The 16,957-nt window shown below is 61.7% G+C and carries 22 protein-coding genes; 5 read left to right on the forward strand and 17 right to left on the reverse strand.

Going from position 1 to position 16,957, the window contains the following annotated elements; translation table 11 throughout:
* Window positions 1–60: 60 nt before the first annotated feature.
* Both Q9Q94_RS09250 and Q9Q94_RS09255 read right to left on the reverse strand, forming a co-directional pair.
* Entirely contained in the window at window positions 61–372 is a 312-nt protein-coding gene (locus tag Q9Q94_RS09250; protein ID WP_305979774.1) for an RnfH family protein, read from the reverse strand.
* Window positions 369–812, reverse strand: coding sequence for a type II toxin-antitoxin system RatA family toxin (locus Q9Q94_RS09255; protein WP_305979775.1), 444 nt, complete (start codon window positions 810–812; stop codon window positions 369–371). The genes Q9Q94_RS09250 and Q9Q94_RS09255 overlap by 4 nt, the downstream gene beginning before the upstream one ends.
* Before the next feature lie 89 nt (window positions 813–901).
* Between Q9Q94_RS09255 and smpB the strand changes: the two genes are divergently transcribed.
* Entirely contained in the window at window positions 902–1,351 is a 450-nt protein-coding gene (smpB, locus tag Q9Q94_RS09260) for an SsrA-binding protein SmpB (RefSeq protein WP_305979776.1), read from the forward strand.
* A gap of 4 nt (window positions 1,352–1,355) precedes the next feature.
* Window positions 1,356–1,979, forward strand: coding sequence for a trimeric intracellular cation channel family protein (locus Q9Q94_RS09265; RefSeq protein ID WP_305979777.1), 624 nt, complete (start codon window positions 1,356–1,358; stop codon window positions 1,977–1,979).
* 141 nt (window positions 1,980–2,120) lie between these two features.
* Here Q9Q94_RS09265 and tatC read toward each other — a convergent pair whose 3' ends face one another.
* The 10 genes from tatC to hisB form a co-directional block, all read right to left on the reverse strand.
* Window positions 2,121–2,843: a twin-arginine translocase subunit TatC gene (tatC, locus tag Q9Q94_RS09270; RefSeq protein WP_305979778.1), complete on the reverse strand. Its 723-nt coding sequence runs from the start codon at window positions 2,841–2,843 to the stop codon at window positions 2,121–2,123.
* A gap of 5 nt (window positions 2,844–2,848) precedes the next feature.
* Window positions 2,849–3,325 (reverse strand): Sec-independent protein translocase protein TatB, encoded by a 477-nt coding sequence (tatB, locus tag Q9Q94_RS09275; RefSeq protein ID WP_305979779.1) that lies wholly within the window; start codon window positions 3,323–3,325, stop codon window positions 2,849–2,851.
* 155 nt (window positions 3,326–3,480) lie between these two features.
* Complete coding sequence (gene tatA, locus Q9Q94_RS09280; RefSeq protein ID WP_305979780.1) at window positions 3,481–3,693, reverse strand: Sec-independent protein translocase subunit TatA; 213 nt, start codon at window positions 3,691–3,693, stop codon at window positions 3,481–3,483.
* Window positions 3,694–3,705: 12 nt separating this feature from the next.
* Window positions 3,706–4,050, reverse strand: coding sequence for a histidine triad nucleotide-binding protein (locus Q9Q94_RS09285; RefSeq protein ID WP_305979781.1), 345 nt, complete (start codon window positions 4,048–4,050; stop codon window positions 3,706–3,708).
* Window positions 4,047–4,370 (reverse strand): phosphoribosyl-ATP diphosphatase, encoded by a 324-nt coding sequence (locus Q9Q94_RS09290; RefSeq protein WP_305979782.1) that lies wholly within the window; start codon window positions 4,368–4,370, stop codon window positions 4,047–4,049. The genes Q9Q94_RS09285 and Q9Q94_RS09290 overlap by 4 nt, the downstream gene beginning before the upstream one ends.
* Before the next feature lie 20 nt (window positions 4,371–4,390).
* Window positions 4,391–4,792 (reverse strand): phosphoribosyl-AMP cyclohydrolase, encoded by a 402-nt coding sequence (hisI, locus tag Q9Q94_RS09295; protein WP_305979783.1) that lies wholly within the window; start codon window positions 4,790–4,792, stop codon window positions 4,391–4,393.
* Complete coding sequence (gene hisF, locus Q9Q94_RS09300) at window positions 4,789–5,547, reverse strand: imidazole glycerol phosphate synthase subunit HisF (RefSeq protein WP_305979784.1); 759 nt, start codon at window positions 5,545–5,547, stop codon at window positions 4,789–4,791. Before hisF ends, hisI begins: the two co-directional genes overlap by 4 nt.
* A gap of 4 nt (window positions 5,548–5,551) precedes the next feature.
* Entirely contained in the window at window positions 5,552–6,301 is a 750-nt protein-coding gene (hisA, locus tag Q9Q94_RS09305) for a 1-(5-phosphoribosyl)-5-[(5-phosphoribosylamino)methylideneamino]imidazole-4-carboxamide isomerase (protein ID WP_305979785.1), read from the reverse strand.
* A gap of 71 nt (window positions 6,302–6,372) precedes the next feature.
* On the reverse strand, window positions 6,373–7,008 hold the full coding sequence (gene hisH, locus Q9Q94_RS09310; protein ID WP_305979786.1) for an imidazole glycerol phosphate synthase subunit HisH: 636 nt from the start codon (window positions 7,006–7,008) through the stop codon (window positions 6,373–6,375).
* A gap of 61 nt (window positions 7,009–7,069) precedes the next feature.
* Window positions 7,070–7,657, reverse strand: coding sequence for an imidazoleglycerol-phosphate dehydratase HisB (gene hisB, locus Q9Q94_RS09315; RefSeq protein WP_305979787.1), 588 nt, complete (start codon window positions 7,655–7,657; stop codon window positions 7,070–7,072).
* Window positions 7,658–7,805: 148 nt separating this feature from the next.
* Here hisB and hisC point away from each other — a divergent pair, with 148 nt between their 5' ends.
* Window positions 7,806–8,867: a histidinol-phosphate transaminase gene (hisC, locus tag Q9Q94_RS09320; protein WP_305979788.1), complete on the forward strand. Its 1,062-nt coding sequence runs from the start codon at window positions 7,806–7,808 to the stop codon at window positions 8,865–8,867.
* A 121-nt stretch (window positions 8,868–8,988) separates the two neighbouring features.
* On the opposite strand, the gene Q9Q94_RS09325 is transcribed toward hisC, so the two are convergent.
* Window positions 8,989–9,933: an ABC transporter substrate-binding protein gene (locus Q9Q94_RS09325; RefSeq protein WP_305979789.1), complete on the reverse strand. Its 945-nt coding sequence runs from the start codon at window positions 9,931–9,933 to the stop codon at window positions 8,989–8,991.
* A gap of 128 nt (window positions 9,934–10,061) precedes the next feature.
* On the opposite strand from Q9Q94_RS09325, the gene recQ reads away from it, so the two are divergent.
* Both recQ and Q9Q94_RS09335 read left to right on the forward strand, forming a co-directional pair.
* On the forward strand, window positions 10,062–11,879 hold the full coding sequence (gene recQ, locus Q9Q94_RS09330) for a DNA helicase RecQ (protein WP_305979790.1): 1,818 nt from the start codon (window positions 10,062–10,064) through the stop codon (window positions 11,877–11,879).
* Window positions 11,880–12,178: 299 nt separating this feature from the next.
* Window positions 12,179–13,537, forward strand: coding sequence for a reverse transcriptase family protein (locus Q9Q94_RS09335; RefSeq protein ID WP_305979791.1), 1,359 nt, complete (start codon window positions 12,179–12,181; stop codon window positions 13,535–13,537).
* Window positions 13,538–13,650: 113 nt separating this feature from the next.
* On the opposite strand, the gene Q9Q94_RS09340 is transcribed toward Q9Q94_RS09335, so the two are convergent.
* The 4 genes from Q9Q94_RS09340 to yedE form a co-directional block, all read right to left on the reverse strand.
* Window positions 13,651–14,571, reverse strand: a complete 921-nt coding sequence (locus tag Q9Q94_RS09340; protein ID WP_305979792.1) for a pseudouridine synthase — start codon at window positions 14,569–14,571, stop codon at window positions 13,651–13,653.
* 167 nt (window positions 14,572–14,738) lie between these two features.
* Window positions 14,739–15,377 carry a DUF4253 domain-containing protein gene (locus tag Q9Q94_RS09345; protein WP_305979793.1) on the reverse strand — a complete coding sequence of 213 codons (639 nt, stop codon included), beginning with the start codon at window positions 15,375–15,377 and terminating at the stop codon, window positions 14,739–14,741.
* 10 nt (window positions 15,378–15,387) lie between these two features.
* On the reverse strand, window positions 15,388–15,636 hold the full coding sequence (yedF, locus tag Q9Q94_RS09350) for a sulfurtransferase-like selenium metabolism protein YedF (RefSeq protein WP_305979794.1): 249 nt from the start codon (window positions 15,634–15,636) through the stop codon (window positions 15,388–15,390).
* The gene (gene yedE, locus Q9Q94_RS09355; protein WP_305980278.1) at window positions 15,633–16,862 is read right to left on the reverse strand and encodes a selenium metabolism membrane protein YedE/FdhT; all 1,230 of its coding nucleotides are present in this window, start codon (window positions 16,860–16,862) and stop codon (window positions 15,633–15,635) included. Before yedE ends, yedF begins: the two co-directional genes overlap by 4 nt.
* Window positions 16,863–16,957 lie beyond the last annotated feature (95 nt).

Below are 16,957 nucleotides of genomic sequence, written 5' to 3' on the forward strand. Positions count from 1 at the left end.
GTCATCAGCCCCATCAAAAAGGCCGTTCATCTGAACGGCCTTTTTTCATGCAGGCGAGGCTCAAAGTTCGCCGCCGCCTTTTTTCATGGCTTTGCCCTCTTCGGCACGTTTGCGCCGAACCTCCTTCGGATCAGCAATCAAGGGGCGATAGATTTCCACCCGGTCGCCCTCTCGCAGCGTGGTATCGAGTCGTACCAGCTTGCCGTACACGCCGAACTTGCCCTGCTCCAGACTGATTTCCGGAAATTTTGCCAGCAGACCCGAAGCCTCCAGCGCCTGCTGCACAGACGCATCGGGCGCCAGTTTCACCTTGCTCAGTTCCTGGCGTTCGGGCAGTGCGTAGCACACCTCCACGCTGATTTGCTCGCTCATCGCTGTTTCTCCCTGTTGATCTGATCGGCGCGCTGCACGAAAGCTTCGACAAAACTGCCGATGATGTGATTGAAAACGGCCCCCAGCACCTTCTCCAGCAAATGGCTGGAAAACTCGTAGTGCAGCTGGAATTCGACCTTGCAGGCACGTTCGGTCAAGGGGGTGAAGCGCCACTCGCCCTCCAGCATGCGGAACGGGCCGTCGTGCAGTTGCATGGCAATGCGGCGGCCCGGTTCATTCACGTTGGCCGTCGAAAACTTCGTCTTGATGCCGTGATAGTTCACATGCAGGGTTGCAAGCATTGAATGCGGTGTGCGCTCAAGCACTTCCCCACCACCACACCAGGGCAAAAATGCCGGGTAATCCTCGACGCGCTCAACGAGCGCGTACATTTCCGCGGCAGAATGCTCGATGAGCACGGACTTCCTGATTTCAGCCATACGCAAGATGAAGCCGCACTGCGCGGCACTGCTAGAATGACGGATTCTAGCGGATTGCGGCCCGGCAGCGGCCACCAACAACAGCCGATATGAGCATCATCGACAATCGCAAGGCCTTTCACGACTACTTCATCGAAGAACGTTTCGAGGCCGGTTTCGTTCTGGAGGGCTGGGAGGTCAAGGCCATTCGTGCCGGCCGCGCCCAGATCAAGGAAGCCTACGTGCTGATCCGCAGCGGCGAGCTGTACATCATCGGCATGCACATCAGCCCCTTGCTGACAGCCTCGACCCACATCAAGCCCGATCCCACGCGCACCCGCAAGCTGCTGCTGCACGCCAACGAAATCGACAAGCTGATCGGCAAGGTCGAGCGCGCAGGCTTCACACTGGTGCCGCTCGACCTGCATTACACCAAGGGCCGCATCAAGGTCGAGATCGGTCTGGCCAAAGGCAAGAAACAGTTCGACAAGCGCGAAACCGAAAAGCAGCGCGACTGGGATCGCGAAAAGCAGCGCCTGATGCGCGACAAGACGCGCTGAACACATGGTGACCAGCGCCGCCCTGCTCTACTGGATCATGCTCGCGGGCGTGGCGCTGTATGCCATCACTGGCGTACTGGAAGCCGGGCGCAAGGGGATGGATGTGGTCGGTGCCTGTGCCGTCGGATTGGCCACCGCCGCCGGAGGCGGTACCGTGCGCGATGTACTGATCGGTCGGCCGGTCTTCTGGATCAGCGACCAGACCTACATGCTGGCAGCCTTTGGCGCCGCACTGGCAGCATTCTTCCTGCTGCGTTTCATCAAGCTGCCGGCGCGCCTGTTCCTGATCCCCGATGCACTGGGACTGGCGCTGTTCACGGTTTCCGGCACCCAGATCGCGCTGGCCGCCGACACGCCCTGGCTGGTCGCAGGCCTGATGGGCGTGATCACGGGGGTTGCCGGCGGTGTGCTGCGCGACATCCTGTGCAACGACATCCCACTGATTTTTCTGCCCGGCGAGCTGTATGCCATCGCCGCCACGGCTGGCGCGGGCGTCGTGGTCGGCATGCAGGCCATCGGCCTGAGCCACGAACTGGCAGCTATCGGCGGCTTTCTGGCGGCGGCAGGCTTGCGCTTCGCCGCGATGGCATTTCGCCTGCGGGCTCCCGAGTGGGCCCCACGCGAATAAGCCCCCACCCGAAGAGCCGCACCCGGCCTTGCTCTTCAGGCCCCTGCCCTGCAGATCCTTGAGGCGCGGGCCTCTTCCGGCATAGCTACCGAAGAAGCTTGCTGCATGCGGCACACAGGGCATCCCGCCCTGCACTTTCAATCAGGCCGCAGGCTTACGCTCCAGCATGCGTGCCACGAGGATGCCGACTTCGTAGAGCAGACACATCGGGATCGCCAAGGCCAGCTGCGACGTCACATCAGGCGGGGTTACCACGGCCGCCACGACAAAGGCGCCAACGATCACATAGCGCCGGATGGCAACCAGCTTTTCAACCGACATCACGCCCATCAGCACCAGCAGCACCACTGCCACCGGCACTTCAAAAGTCAGGCCGAAGGCGAGGAACATCCCCATTACAAAGCTGAGGTACTTGTCGATATCCGTCATCCAGGCCACTCCTTCAGGAGTGAAGCTGGCCATCACCCGGAACATGCCGGGGAAGAAGACGAAATAGGCGAAAGCCATGCCACACACGAACAGCAGACAACTGGCCACCAGCAGAGGAATGGCCAGGCGCTTCTCGTGGGCATACAGACCGGGCGCGATGAATGCCCAAGCCTGATACAGGACAAAAGGCATGGCCAGCAACAGCGCCACCCATGCCGTCACTTTCATTGGCACCAGGAACACGCCCACCACATCGGTAGCGATCATCTGCCCCCCCTGCGGCAGCACCTGCATCAACGGATGAGCAAGCAAGGCATACAGATCCTTGGCCCACCACACCAGACACAGAAAGATGATCAGCACCGCCAGCAAGGCTTTTACCAGACGGTTACGCAGCTCGACCAGATGGGAAATGAAGGATTCCTGCCCGTCCATATGTATCAAGCCTTCCGTGCCGGCACAGCGGGTGCGCCAAAGAGATCGAGCTGATTTTCATCGGCTTCGGGCGGGGCGGGGGTTTCTTCCGCCACAGCATGCACCTCCTCTGCCGGCTCAAACGTCGGTGCAGTTTCAGGCACGGCTTCGGAGACCGGCTCTGGCGGCAAGCTCAAAGTGGATGCCAGCTCCTGCTGAAGATTACCGATGGAGTTCTGGAAATCCGCCTCAAGCGAGCGAGCCTGCTCGTTGAGCGTGTCCTGCAGGCTGCGTGCGCCGTCCTTCAGCTCGTCGTGCAGGCGCTTCACATCAGCCAGTTCCATCTCGCGGCTGATATCGGATTTGACATCGGCCACATAGCGTCGGAATTTGCCCAGCAAATGACCCGCCATACGTGCCACGCGCGGCAGATCTTCCGGCCCGAAAATGACCAGCGCCACGATGCCGATGAGGATGAGTTCAGAAAAACCAACGTCGAACATGCTAATCCGCCCGATAAGCAGGCTCCCGGTTTGCCCAAACCGTCCTCCGGCGGAGGCCAGGAAAGCCTTCGGGCAAGCCGGCGACGTTCCTGAGAGCTGTCAGAAAAACAAAAGGGGCGCGAACCTCGGCGCCCCTGTCCAAACCGCTGCGCAGTTCAGTCCTTCTTTTCGCGAGCCTGACCGTCAAGCGTATCAGCCGCCGCAATTTTCTCGGCCGGCTTGTCGTCCGCGCCATCCTTCATGCCCTGCTTGAAGCCTTTGACCGCGCTACCCAAGTCTTCACCGATATTGCGCAGTTTCTTGGTGCCGAACACCAGCATCACGATTACCAGAACAATCAGCCAGTGCCAGATGCTAAACGAACCCATGTGAATCTCTCCTCAGTATTTCAGCATGGCCGGCATCGGCTGCCCGCCAAGAACATGCAGGTGCAGATGATACACCTCCTGACCACCATGCCGTCCGGTGTTGATGATGCTGCGGAAACCCTCCGCAGCTCCTTGATCCGCGGCAAGCCGCGGTGCCAGTTCAAGCATGCGCCCGAGTACGGGAGCGTCTTCCGGCGTCGCCTCCGCCAGCGTGGCAATGTGCTTCTTCGGAATGATCAGGAAGTGCACCGGTGCCTGCGGATGAATATCCTTGAAGGCGAGAATTTCGTCGTCTTCATACACCTTGGCACAGGGGATCTCACCCTTGGCGATACGGCAGAAAATGCAGTCGCTCATGATTTGCGGGAATTCTTTTCGTCGATACCCGAGATACCCTCGCGCCGACGCATCTCACCCAGTACATCGTCCGCGGACAGGCCAAACTGGCTCAGCAGAATCAGCGAGTGGAACCACAGATCCGTCACCTCATACACGATGTGGCGCAGGTCGCCATCCTTGGCGGCCATGATGGTCTCTGCTGCCTCCTCGGCGACCTTCTTGCAGATCGCGTCGGTGCCTTTGGCGTACAGGCTGGATACATAGGATGACTCGGGCGGCGCGGATTTGCGCGCTTCGAGCGTCGCTGAAAGGCGTTGCAGCACTTCGGGATCAATCATTACAGACTTCCTTTGCAGGATTATTTCCTGGGGTAAATTTCGGCCGGATCTTTCAACACAGGATCCGCCTCTTCCCAACCACCACCATCCAGATGACGCTGGAAGAAGCAGCTGCGCCGCCCGGTGTGACAGGCAATACCCCCTACCTGTTCGATCTTCAGCAGGATCACGTCGCCATCGCAGTCCATGCGGATTTCACGCACTTTCTGAATGTGGCCGGATTCCTCGCCCTTGTGCCAGAGCTTGCGACGGGAACGTGACCAGTAAACGGCCTCGCCCTTCTCTGCCGTCAGCCCCAGCGCCTCACGATTCATCCAGGCGAACATCAGCACTTCGCCAGTTTCAAAATCCTGCGCAATCGCCGGCACGAGACCCTGTTCGTCCCACACCACCTCATTCAACCAGCGCGACTCTTCACTCACAGACGTACCTCGACTCCATGTGAACGCATGTATTCCTTGGCCTCGCGGACAGTGTGTTCACCGTAGTGAAAAATGCTCGCCGCCAGCACCGCATCAGCACGTCCCTCGATCACGCCATCGGCCAGATGCTGCAGATTCCCCACGCCGCCACTGGCAATCACGGGAATATTCACCGCATCCGACACGGCCCGAACCAGCGCCAGATCGAAGCCGATCTTGGTGCCGTCGCGATCCATGCTGGTCAGCAGAATCTCACCAGCCCCCAGTTTTTCAACGCGTTGTGCCCATTCGATCGCATCCAGCTCGGTCAGCTTGCGTCCGCCGTGGGTGAACACCCCCCACTTGCCCGGAGCGATCCGTTTGGCGTCGATGGCCACCACGATGCACTGGTTGCCGACCTTGCCGGAGGCTTCCGCCACCAGTTCCGGGTTATAGACTGCCGCGCTGTTCATGCTGACCTTGTCAGCGCCTGCGTTGAGCAGACGGCGCACGTCAGCCACGCTGCGCACACCGCCGCCCACAGTCAGCGGGATGAAGACCTGATTGGCCACCTGCTCGACAATGTGCAACATGATGTCGCGCGCATCAGAGCTGGCGGTAATGTCGAGAAAGGTCAGTTCGTCAGCGCCTTGCTCGTCGTAGCGACGGGCAATTTCGACCGGGTCGCCGGCGTCACGCAGCTCCAGAAAATTGACGCCCTTGACGACCCGTCCGGCGGTAACGTCCAGACAGGGGATGATGCGTTTGGCAAGCATTGGATCAGTCGGCCTCGCCGTTGAGTTCGTCAGCACGGGCCTGAGCGGCCTCGAAATCCAGCGTGCCTTCGTAGATGGCGCGACCGGTGATGGCGCCCATGATGCCTTCGGACTCAACCGCACACAGCGCGTCGATATCCTTCAGATCGGTAATACCGCCACTGGCGATCACCGGAATGCGCAGCGCCTGCGCGAGCCTCACGGTGGCTTCGATGTTCACGCCGCTGAGCATGCCGTCACGGCCGATATCGGTGTAGATCACCGATTCAACTCCGTAGTCTTCGAACTTCTTGGCCAGATCGACCACATCATGCCCGGTCAGTTTGGACCAGCCATCCACCGCCACCTTGCCATCCTTGGCATCCAGGCCAACGATGATGTGACCGGGGAAGGCACTGCACGCATCGTGCAGGAAACCCGGATTCTTGACCGCGGCAGTGCCGATGATCACATAGCTGATGCCATCGTCCAGATAGCGCTCGATGGTATCCAGATCACGGATGCCGCCGCCCAGTTGAACAGGAATGTCGTCACCGACTTCCTCGCAGATGGCCTTGATCACCGCTTCGTTCTTCGGTTTGCCCGCAAAGGCGCCGTTCAGGTCAACCAGATGCAGGCGACGAGCGCCTTTGTCCAGCCAGATCCGGGCCATGGCACGCGGGTCTTCGGAAAACACGGTGGCGCCTTCCATTTCGCCCTGACGCAGGCGAACACAGTGGCCGTCTTTGAGATCAATCGCAGGAATTAGCAGCATGATGGATGAGTGCTAGAGGGTCTTGGGGGCGGAGTGGATCGGAAATTCCGAATGACTCGTTGAAATGAAGCTCAGGGTTGCCAGCTCACGAAGTTGGAAAGAAGCTGCAAGCCTGCTGTAGCGCTCTTTTCCGGGTGAAACTGTACTGCAAAGATATTAGCTTGGGCCACTGCCGAGGTAAAGCGCAGGCCATAATCGGTCGTTGCCGCCGTCGCAGCGGAATCCGTCGGTTGGCAGTAGTAACTGTGCACGAAGTAGAAACGGGCGCCAGGTTCGATCCCCTGCCACAGTGGATGTGGCAACACAGGGTTTACTTCGTTCCAGCCCATGTGTGGCACTTTCAGGCGCGCGCCATCCTGCCCGGCCATGCCATCCGCAAAGCGCCTGACCTGCCCGGGAATGAATCCCAGCCCGGGCGTATCACCTTCCTCGCTGTGATCGAAGAGCATCTGCATGCCCACACAGATCCCGAGAAAGGGCTTGCTCTGGGCTGCTGCGAAAACCGCTTCGCGCAAGCCGCGCGAGAGGAATTCGTGCATGCAGTCGTGCATGGCGCCCTGACCCGGCACCACCACACGATCCGCAGCCTGGATATCTGCCGCAGAACTGGAGATCAGTACCGAAGCACTGGCGGATGCAACTTTCTCGATGGCCTTGGCAACCGAGCGCAGATTGCCCATGCCGTAATCGACAACGACGATTTTCATTTCAGTAGATCAACGTGATTCGTGACAAACGATACGCAAGCAGCGGTCGCTGCCTGCCCGATCAGAGCGAACCCTTGGTCGACGGCATCGCTCCGGCAGCCCGCTCGTCAACTTCAGCAGCGACACGCAGCGCACGCCCAAAAGCCTTGAATACGGTTTCGCACTGGTGATGCGAATTGATGCCGCGCAGATTGTCGATGTGCAGGGTCGCCAGAGCATGATTGACGAAGCCTTGGAAGAATTCGCGGGTCAGATCCACATCGAATTCGCCGATGCGCTCACGCGTGAAGTCCACGTTGAACTCCAGCCCCGGGCGACCCGAAAGGTCGATCACCACACGCGACAACGCCTCATCCAGCGGCACGTAGCTGTGGCCGTAGCGGCGCAGGCCCTTTTTGTCGCCCACCGCCTTGGCAAACGCCTGGCCGAACGTGATGCCGACATCTTCAACCGTGTGGTGTGCATCGATGTGGAGATCACCCTTGGCACTGATATCCAGATCAATCAGGCCATGCCGGGCAATCTGCTCCAGCATGTGATCCAGAAAGGGCACGCCCGTATCGAGCTTTGAAACACCGGAGCCGTCCAGATTCAGGCGCACGGTGATCTGCGTTTCGAGCGTATTGCGGCTAACTTCGGATTGCCTCATGGCACAAGCCTATGTCGATGAAGGTAAGCCTAGGCGCCAGAGCGCGTCAGCGAGGGCCTATGATAGCATTGGTGCGGCTCTGCACCATGGGCAGCGCCACGAATGCCACGTAACAGTCCCTACCTGAAACACTGTTGAAAGTTTCCCGATGAGTGCCTACTGGAGCGATCTCGTTCATCGCCTGACCCCTTATGTGCCGGGCGAGCAGCCCAAGATGGCCAATCTGGTCAAGCTCAACACCAACGAGAACCCCTACGGACCTTCGCCCAAAGCGCTGGCCGCGATTGCCGCAGAGACCAATGACACGCTGCGGCTCTACCCGGACCCGAATTCGGACCTGTTCAAACAGGCCGTCGCGCGCTTCTTCAGCGTCACGCCCGCCTCGGTTTTTGTCGGCAACGGCTCGGATGAAGTGCTGGCCCATGTTTTCCTCGGCCTGCTCAAGCACGACAAGCCCCTGCTCTTCCCCGACATTACCTACAGTTTCTATCCGGTGTATTGCGGGCTCTACGAAATCGACTACGCCACTGTGCCGCTGGATGCGCAGTTCGGCATCCGTATTGATGACTACCTGGCGCAAGACGCAGGCGCAATCATTCTCGCCAACCCGAACGCGCCCACCTCGCGCCTGCTGCCGCTGGCCGATATCGAACGCCTGGCAGCCGGCAAGCCGGATTGCGTGATCGTCATCGACGAAGCCTATATCGACTTCGGCGGCGAGTCCGCCGTGCCGCTGACGCAGCGCCACCCGAATCTGCTGGTGATCCAGACGCTGTCCAAGAGCCGCTCGCTGGCGGGCCTGCGCGCCGGCTTTGCGATCGGCCATCCGGCGCTGATCGAGGCGCTGGAGCGCGTCAAGAACAGCTTCAACTCCTATCCGCTGGATCGCATGACGATTGCCGGCGCCGCCGCTGCGATGGATGACGTAGCCTGGTTCGACGCCACACGCCAGCGCGTGATCGCCAGCCGCGACACACTCACGGCCAGCCTGCAGGCGCTCGGTTTTGAAGTATTGCCCTCGGCGGCCAACTTCATCTTCGCGCGCCACCCGGCACGCGACGGTCTGGAGCTGGCACAGGCGCTCCGGGCCCGCGGCATCATCGTCCGCCACTTCAAGCTGCCGCGCATCGACCAGTTCCTGCGCATCACCATCGGCACGGACGAGCAATGCGCCATCCTCAGCACAACGCTCGCCGAGATTCTCGGATAAGCCTTTGAAGAGCCGCCTGCAGCCTTGATCTGCAGCACGCCAGGCCGCTCAGGCAGGACAGGTGCGGCGGCGCAGGCTCTCTGCCTGTAGAAGTCCGCCGGATGCCGCTTTCCAGCCAGTCTTATTTTTTGACGGGCTTGCGTACCTTGACTGCGCAGATCCCGGTTTTCGGATCGTAGGGGTTGAACCACAGCTCCTTGCGTTTGAGCGGCGTCTTCTCGGAGAGGAAGGGATTCTCGATGCGGAAGACCTGGCGCTCGCAGAAGTTGGCACGCTTGATCATCTCTGCGTGGTATTCGCTCACCATCTTGCGCAGGGAGCCATCGCGCACCATGGCCTCCATGCCTTCGGTCAGGCGCTTGTGCAGGCGCGGCGCCTTGGGCGACACAAACACATAGCCCGGCAGGGGGAAGTCGATCACCACGCTGCGCTCGATCACCAGATCCGGATTGGCGCTGGCACGATCATCAAACTCGACGAAGACTTCATTCATGCCGCGCGGAAAGTAGTCGATACGCCCGGCCATCAGCATTTTCAGCAGCGGCTCGAAGCTCTCGCCCAGCACGACATTGAACTGGTTGAAATCCATCACCCGGCGCGAGGACCAGCCGGCGCCGAGCCCCACACGCAGGGCTTTCAATTCGTCCAGCGTGCGTACCGCAGCAATTTTTTCCTGCGCATCCCGATGAGTCAGCGCGATGCGGTAGTTGGACAAGCCCATGTCGAGCGGAATCCAGATCGGCAGCAGCTGCGCTTCCCAGCTCGGCTGGCTGGCCATCACGCTGGTGTTGTACACCTCGCCACTGACCAGTTCCAGCAACATGCGTTCCCGCGCCAGAACGGCGGTCACCCACTCGATGCGATACGGCCCGTATTTTTTCACGGTACGGCGCAGCGCCTCTTCCAGCACCAGATCGGAAAACTCCAGGCGCCGCTCCACGCCGCTTGCCGGACGGGCGCGAACCATCACATCGTCAGCCCGCGCCACGCGCGTACCCAGCAGCAGACAAGCCAGCCCGAGCAGACCCAGCACCAGCACGGCACCTACCTCACGCCTTGAAACCATTCCGAGTCCTCGATAGGGCATTTGTTTGATTTTGGTAAATTTTGCAGATCATGTCAGCCAGCAGTTTGTGAGTTTACTTTGTTTCCCCCCCGAGCCAGCCCGCTTCCTCTGGCAAAATACGCCCCGCAATGAATTCCCCCGAAGCACTCGATCCGGCGCTGCACGTCCTGCGTCACACTTTTGGCTACCCGGCCTTCCGCGGCGAACAGGCGGCCATCGTCAACCACGTCTGGCAAGGCGGCGACGCGCTGGTGCTGATGCCCACCGGCGGCGGCAAATCGCTGTGCTTTCAGATTCCGGCCTTATTGCGGAACGGCTGCGGTATCGTCGTTTCCCCCCTGATCGCGTTGATGCAGGATCAGGTGCAGGCCCTGTGCCAGCTCGGCGTGCGTGCCGCGTTCCTGAATTCCACGCAGAGTTTTGAAGAATCCAGCGCCATCGAGCGTCAGCTCCTCGCTGGCGAACTGGACCTGCTTTACGTCGCCCCTGAGCGCTTGCTCAACGGCCGCTGCCAGGCCCTGATCGAATCTGCCCGCATCGCCCTGTTCGCGATTGACGAAGCGCACTGCGTGTCGCAATGGGGCCACGACTTCCGCCCGGAGTACCGCCAGCTTACGGTGCTGCACGAACGCTTCCCACAGATTCCGCGCATTGCGCTCACGGCTACCGCCGACGCGGCAACCCGCGCCGAAATCATCGAGCGCCTGGCGCTGGAAGAAGCGCGCGTCTTCATCTCCAGCTTCGACCGGCCGAACATCCGCTACACCGTGGTCGAGAAGGACAACCCGCGCAAGCAGCTGCTGAAATTCATCCGCACCCATCACGACGGCGACGCCGGCATCGTGTATTGCCTGTCGCGCAAGAAGGTTGAGGAAACCGCCACCTGGCTGCGCAGCGAAGGCATCAGCGCCCTGCCCTACCACGCCGGGCTGGACGCGGCGGTGCGCGCCGATCACCAGACCCGCTTCGTGCGCGGTGACGGCATCGTGATGGTTGCCACCATCGCCTTCGGCATGGGCATCGACAAGCCGGATGTGCGCTTCGTCGCTCACCTCGATCTGCCCAAATCGCTGGAAGCCTACTATCAGGAAACCGGCCGCGCCGGCCGCGATGGCCTGCCGTCCAATGCCTGGATGGCCTACGGCCTGCAGGACATGGTGCTGCAGCGCGAGATGATCGAGCAATCGCAGGCGCCCGACGAAATCAAGCGCGTCGAGCGCCGCAAGCTTGATGCACTGCTCGGCTACAGCGAAGCTCCCGCCTGCCGTCGCGAAGTGCTGCTGCGCTACTTCGGCGAAGAATCCACCCCTTGCGGCAACTGCGACATGTGCCTGACGCCGCCGGAAACCTTCGATGCCAGCCTGCCCGCCCAGCAGGCGCTATCCACCATCTACCGCAGCGGTCAGCGTTACGGCGCGGGTCACATCATCGACATCATCATGGGCAAGGCCACGCCCAAGGTAGTGGAGCGCGCACACAACCAGCTCAGCACCTTTGGCATCGGCAAGGCCCTGCCCGACGCACAATGGAATTCGCTCTTGCGCCAGTTCGTCGCCCAAGGCCTGCTCGGGGTCAGCGAATTCGGCGGGCTGATGCTGCTGGATGCCTGCCGCCCGGTGCTGCGTGGCGAAACCCCGTTCATGGCCAAACGCGTACGCGCCGCCGCGCCCAAGGCGGCTGCCAGCGTGCGCCGCGAGATCGAGTTCGAGAGCGACGAGGCACGCACCCTGTGGGCCGCGCTGCGCCAGTGCCGCCGCGATCTGGCCGAAGAACAGAACGTGCCCGCCTACATGATCTTCGGCGACGCTACCCTCAAGCAGATGCTCGACAAACGCCCGATGAGCCTGGAGGCCATGTACGAACTCTCCGGCGTAGGCGACCGCAAGCTCGACGCCTACGGCATGGCTTTCCTCGAAGTCATCCAGAAACACCAGCGCCGGCTCTGAACTCTCCGCCGGGCAGGCACAACGCCGCTTGACCAGATCCATGCCGGCGTCGTAGGCTCCGCATCGACGCGCTTGCCCAAGCATGCGCTGATGTTTGCCTGGCTCACATCAGCCCCTCCGGGGTTACCCCGGGGCGCAGCATTTCGGGCACTTCCTCGCATGAGCCTTTTTGCGCTTGCAGCGCAAGGCAGCTCATGCCAGACACGACAGGTTGGGCAAGCACGTCACCCCTCTTTTCTCCCGCAACCACTGTGGACACGTCGGCCTCGGACTCACCGGAACGCTTACCAAGCCGGCACATGCGCCACGTCGCACGTGGTCTGGCGCGTGCGCTGCTGAGTGATGAAGCGGGCGGGCTCTCGACGCTGCAGCAAAATGCCGCTGCTGCATTGGGCCGCAAATGGCCCTGGCTGGCGCGCCTGATCCGCAAACTCGATGAGCGCTTCGGTTTACCGCTGCGCCCGGATGACTTTGAAAACATCGTCGCTTGGCTGCTTGCCCAGCCAAGCTTCATTGCCGCGTTTCATGCTGGCAGAGAAAAGCCACGCATCTATCGCTACTTCAGCTTTCAGCCACGGATGGCTGCGGCAGCTTCAGCCCTGTCGACGCTCGTTCTGCCCGTGCTGCACACCGCTGGAGATCTGGCAGCCTGGCTGGGCTTGAGCATCGACGAGCTGGACTGGCTGGCGGACATCGGCGCCTGGCGAGGCAAATCAGAGATCGAACCACGCCGTCATTACCGTTATCACTGGAAGCCCAAAGCCAGCGGGGGCCAACGCCTGATCGAAAGCCCCAAGCCGCTTCTGCGCAGCGTGCAACGCAAGATCCTGCGAGGGATGCTCGACAAGGTACCGGTTCACGCCGCAGCCCATGGCTGCGTACCGGGCCGATCAATCGTGAGCAACGCACACATTCACGCAGGCACGCCACTGGTCCTGAAGCTGGATCTGCGCGATTTCTTCACCTCGATCCCCGCAGCCCGCATTCACGCCCTGTTCCGCAGCCTGGGCTACCCCCTTGAAGTCGCCCGCTATCTCACCGCGCTGACCACCCACGCAACTGCACCGGCCGCCTTGCGCGCACAGCCACAGGAATCGCTGTGTTCTTGCGTCGCCAAGCGGGCAACCCGCGCGAGTCAGGAAGCGTGGCGACAACGCCACCTGCCACAAGGCGCCCCCACCTCTGCCGCGCTGGCCAATCTGTGTGCCTGGCGACTCGATCTGCGTCTGGATGGCGCCGCACGCGAGGCCGGCGCACGCTACACCCGCTACGTAGACGATCTCGTATTCTCCTGCCCGGCTCACTCGCCGGCACACGCGCGCCGGATTGCGTTGATGGCTGCCAGCATCGCGCTGGAAGAAGGTTTCACTCCCCACCCACACAAGACCCGCATCGCAACGCAGGCACAGGCCCAGTGGGTGACAGGGGTGCTGGTCAACCAGAAACCCAATGTTGCACGCAAGGACTTCGATCTCCTCAAAGCCATCCTGAACAATTGCATCCGGCATGGACCGACGGAACAGAATCGCGAGGCCCATCTGGATTTTCGTGCCCATCTGCAAGGACGCGTTGCACATGTCCGACACGTCAATCCGGCACGTGGCGCACGTTTGCAAACCCTGTTCGCGAAAATCTGCTGGCCTGACAAATCAGCTTGAAACCCCAGCCTGAAGAGCCGCATGCAGCGGACCTCTGCGAACATGTCTCATGAAGGCGCGCGCCGAAAAAGCCTCTGCAACCACACCACCTGAAGAAGCCCGCCCGGTGCGGCTTACAGGCCGGCCTCGGCCAGAGGCATCAGGCTGCGCTGACTCTCGAAGCAGCGCTCCACGCCGCTTACCGGATCGCGAAAGGCGATGCGGCGCGCCAGCAATTGCAGCGGTCGGGCGTAATCGTCGGTGTTTTCCGGCAGGAGTTCCGGGTAGATGCGGTCATGCAGGATCGGCATGCCGAGTGCGGCGCAGTGCATGCGCAGCTGGTGGCGCCGCCCGGTGAGCGGGCTGAGCCGGTAACGCGCCAGCGCGCCGGCCTGCTCCAGCAGTTCGATGTGGGTTTCGGCGTTCGGCTCACCGGCTTCCGTGCGCATCTGCATGAAGTTGGCTGCATCCACCAGCCGGCTGCGATACGTACACGGCAGGGCCAGATCGACGCGGAACGGTGCCACCGCTTCGTAGCATTTCTCCACCGCCCGCTCGGCGAACAGCGCGTGATAGCGCCCGCGCGTGGCGGGCTGCACGGCGAAAACCACCAGCCCAGCGGTTTCACGGTCGATGCGGTGGATCGGGCTCAGCGTGGCGATGCCCAGCTTGCGCTTCAGGCGCACCAGCAAGGTTTCCTGCAGATAGCGTCCGCCCGGCGTAACGGGCAGGAAATGCGGCTTGTCCGCCACCACCAGCAACTCGTCCTGAAACAGCACGCGCTCCTCGAATGGAATCGGCGTTTCCGCCGCCAGCGCGCGGTAGTAGAACACCCGCAAACCGGCCTGGAACGGCCGCGCGGCGCTCACCGTCTGGCCGAACTCATCAACCACATCACCGGCCGCCATCCGCGCCGCCCATTCCTCCGCCGCAATCGCCGGAAAGCGTGCGCACAGGAAGGCGGCAATGCTCGGCCAGTCACCGGACGGCAGCACGACGCAGCTCGGGCTGACGCCGTCCCGCATCGGAAGTGGAGAGGAATGGGCTGTGCTCATGCGCGGCGATGATACCTGTTAGCCAGGACGCCCCGGCCAACATGCCGGAGAGCCGCGTCCGACGGGCGTCTTCAGGCAACATGCCGCAAGGCCCTCGCCAGATAATGACGACAGGCCTGACGTGCTGAAGAACGCCGCCACACGCGGCTCTTCAGGCTTCGATCTGCTCAGTCCCACCACAGGTACAGAGTGTTGCCACGTGCCATTTCCTCAGCCAGTTTCTCGACCGTATCCGTGCCCTGATCCACCACGTCCGGACAGAATTTGTAGACTTCTCTGGCAAACGGCAGCATCGGGCTCGGTTTCATCTTGAAGCTGGCCTGCACCCAGTCCATGCCGGCACCGACAATCGTCAGGCCATACTTCTTGTCCCAGCGCTTGAGCTGCTGCAGCACGTGCTTCGTTTCCAGGTCGTAATTGATGCCATTCGTGCCCATGATCCGCAAGGCATCGAGCTGATCGTCAGAACGGATCACCGCAACCTGGTCCGGCTTGTTGTTGATGTTGAAGTTCTGCTCCGAGACGAACACCACGTAGCCCTTGCCCAGCGCCGCCCGGATCTTCTCTACCGCCGGAAAAGCATCTTTGGCCGGCACATCGATCATCACGCCTTTGGCCGGCGCTTCATCGCCCTTGTCGTTCATGCCGATCAGGCGACGCGGATTCCGGCCGAAGGATGCCGCGGTTTCGATCACCGCAACGCTCAGACCGGTCTGCCGGGACAAGGCCGGAACGTCCGCAGCAAAAACCGCAGACGTCGACAGAACCAGCAAACCAAGCAGGCCGCGCAGGAGGATTCGGGTCATGGCAGAAGCCTCAGCGCCGGATCAGGTAACGGATGGTCGGGCCATCCTGCTGGATTTCCAGCACTTCGTAGCCATGGTTCTTCGCATCCAGCGGGATGTTGTTGATCGACTGCGGGCAGTCGCTCACCACTTCCAGAATCTCGCCAGGCTTCAACTGCGGCATGGCTTCGAGCGTGGCAACGGCGGGATACGGACAGGGTTCACCGACCATGTCGAGGCGATAATCCGGAACGAAAACGGGGGTAGCAGGCTTGTTCATGCGGCCTCCTGGGCGGCGTTATCACGGGCAGCCTTGCGGGCGAAGAAACGTTTCTCCCAGGCCAGCACGGCGAGCATGGCTGCGGCAAGCAGCAGGTAGGTGACGATCAGGCCGCCTTGCGGACCGAATACTTCGAGCAGATTGGTCTTCGGATAGCTGGTGGCGAGTGCCGGGGCAATGTCGTCCCACACAGCCGCCAGCACGGTGGCGCCGATGATGTTGCCGAAGCCCACCCACCAGTAATGCACCTGCCCTTCCACGGCACGGTACATCCAGCCGGTTTCACAGCCCCCGGCCAGCACGATGCCGAAACCGAAGAGCAGCCCGCCGATGGCGGCATTCGGCCCCATCCACATGATCTTGGCCGGCACGCCCAGTTGCACATAGCTGTACACGCCGATGGTGCTCACCGCCATGCCGATGATGATGGCCTTGGCCATCTGGGTGCGGCCGGTCAGCCACAGATCGCGGAAGGCCGAGGTGAAACACACCTGCGCACGCTCGATGATCAGACCGAAAGCCAGGCCGAACAGCGCCGCCAGGCCGAGTTTGGGTGCGTTGAAAGTCTGGGCCAGCGCCCATAGCGCGAAGGCCACGAAAACCCACATGCCATAACGGAAGCGCCGCGCGGCGTGATCCGGATACTGGGTCAGCGGCTGCGCGGCGGACACTTTCTGCAGCTTCACCGGAATGCGGAACACCGGCAGCATGGTGAAGCGTGCGCCGAACCAGGAACCTGCCGCCGTGGCCAGCGCGAAGAACCAGGCGTGCAGCGAGAACTGTGGAATGCCGGTGAAGAAAGCCGCGAGATTGCAGCCCATCGCCAGACGCGCACCGAAACCCGCAATCATCCCGCCCGCCACCGCCTGCACGATGCGGATGCGGTGCTGCGGCAGGCGCAGCTTGACGTTGTTGGCCCACAGCGCGGCGGAGAGGCAACCCGCGAACATGCCGAGGATCATCATGCCGTCGATCCGATCCAGCGGCGTGCCAGCCAGCCCGATCGTCTTGAAGTAGCCCCAGTTCTCCGGATGCAAGCCGGCGAACTGCAGCAGATGACCACCCCAGCGGGTGAATTCGCCGGTCACCGCCCAGAAGGTGCCGGTGATGCCGAAGTAATACGCCGAGAGCACCCCGGCGGCCAGCACCGCCGGCAGCGGCGCCCAGAAGCGCACCAGATAGTTCTGTTTGAATTCTTGCCAGGTCATGCGAGGTAGTCCTTGAATGCGTGTTCTACGTTTTCATGCGCCCCACATCCGTTCGTGCCGAGTGGCGCGAAGCTCTGTATCGAGGCAAAAGCCCGATCCTTGCCGCCCCACCC

Source organism: Uliginosibacterium sp. 31-16, from assembly GCF_030730865.1.
Classification (GTDB): Bacteria; Pseudomonadota; Gammaproteobacteria; order Burkholderiales; family Rhodocyclaceae; genus Uliginosibacterium.

Excerpts from the sequence above, each read along its gene's own strand:
- tatA (WP_305979780.1), bottom strand. The coding sequence starts at position 3,693 with ATGGGTTCGTTTAGCATCTGGCACTGGCTGATTGTTCTGGTAATCGTG.
- Q9Q94_RS09290 (WP_305979782.1), bottom strand. The coding sequence starts at position 4,370 with ATGATTGATCCCGAAGTGCTGCAACGCCTTTCAGCGACGCTCGAAGCG.
- Q9Q94_RS09285 (WP_305979781.1), bottom strand. The coding sequence starts at position 4,050 with ATGAGCGACTGCATTTTCTGCCGTATCGCCAAGGGTGAGATCCCCTGT.
- Q9Q94_RS09325 (WP_305979789.1), bottom strand. The coding sequence starts at position 9,933 with ATGGTTTCAAGGCGTGAGGTAGGTGCCGTGCTGGTGCTGGGTCTGCTC.
- hisH (WP_305979786.1), bottom strand. The coding sequence starts at position 7,008 with ATGAAAATCGTCGTTGTCGATTACGGCATGGGCAATCTGCGCTCGGTT.
- hisF (WP_305979784.1), bottom strand. The coding sequence starts at position 5,547 with ATGCTTGCCAAACGCATCATCCCCTGTCTGGACGTTACCGCCGGACGG.
- Q9Q94_RS09335 (WP_305979791.1), top strand. The coding sequence starts at position 12,179 with ATGCGCCACGTCGCACGTGGTCTGGCGCGTGCGCTGCTGAGTGATGAA.
- Q9Q94_RS09265 (WP_305979777.1), top strand. The coding sequence starts at position 1,356 with ATGGTGACCAGCGCCGCCCTGCTCTACTGGATCATGCTCGCGGGCGTG.
- Q9Q94_RS09255 (WP_305979775.1), bottom strand. The coding sequence starts at position 812 with ATGGCTGAAATCAGGAAGTCCGTGCTCATCGAGCATTCTGCCGCGGAA.
- tatC (WP_305979778.1), bottom strand. The coding sequence starts at position 2,843 with ATGGACGGGCAGGAATCCTTCATTTCCCATCTGGTCGAGCTGCGTAAC.
- yedF (WP_305979794.1), bottom strand. The coding sequence starts at position 15,636 with ATGAACAAGCCTGCTACCCCCGTTTTCGTTCCGGATTATCGCCTCGAC.
- Q9Q94_RS09250 (WP_305979774.1), bottom strand. The coding sequence starts at position 372 with ATGAGCGAGCAAATCAGCGTGGAGGTGTGCTACGCACTGCCCGAACGC.
- smpB (WP_305979776.1), top strand. The coding sequence starts at position 902 with ATGAGCATCATCGACAATCGCAAGGCCTTTCACGACTACTTCATCGAA.
- Q9Q94_RS09345 (WP_305979793.1), bottom strand. The coding sequence starts at position 15,377 with ATGACCCGAATCCTCCTGCGCGGCCTGCTTGGTTTGCTGGTTCTGTCG.
- hisB (WP_305979787.1), bottom strand. The coding sequence starts at position 7,657 with ATGAGGCAATCCGAAGTTAGCCGCAATACGCTCGAAACGCAGATCACC.
- tatB (WP_305979779.1), bottom strand. The coding sequence starts at position 3,325 with ATGTTCGACGTTGGTTTTTCTGAACTCATCCTCATCGGCATCGTGGCG.
- Q9Q94_RS09340 (WP_305979792.1), bottom strand. The coding sequence starts at position 14,571 with ATGAGCACAGCCCATTCCTCTCCACTTCCGATGCGGGACGGCGTCAGC.
- hisA (WP_305979785.1), bottom strand. The coding sequence starts at position 6,301 with ATGCTGCTAATTCCTGCGATTGATCTCAAAGACGGCCACTGTGTTCGC.
- recQ (WP_305979790.1), top strand. The coding sequence starts at position 10,062 with ATGAATTCCCCCGAAGCACTCGATCCGGCGCTGCACGTCCTGCGTCAC.
- hisC (WP_305979788.1), top strand. The coding sequence starts at position 7,806 with ATGAGTGCCTACTGGAGCGATCTCGTTCATCGCCTGACCCCTTATGTG.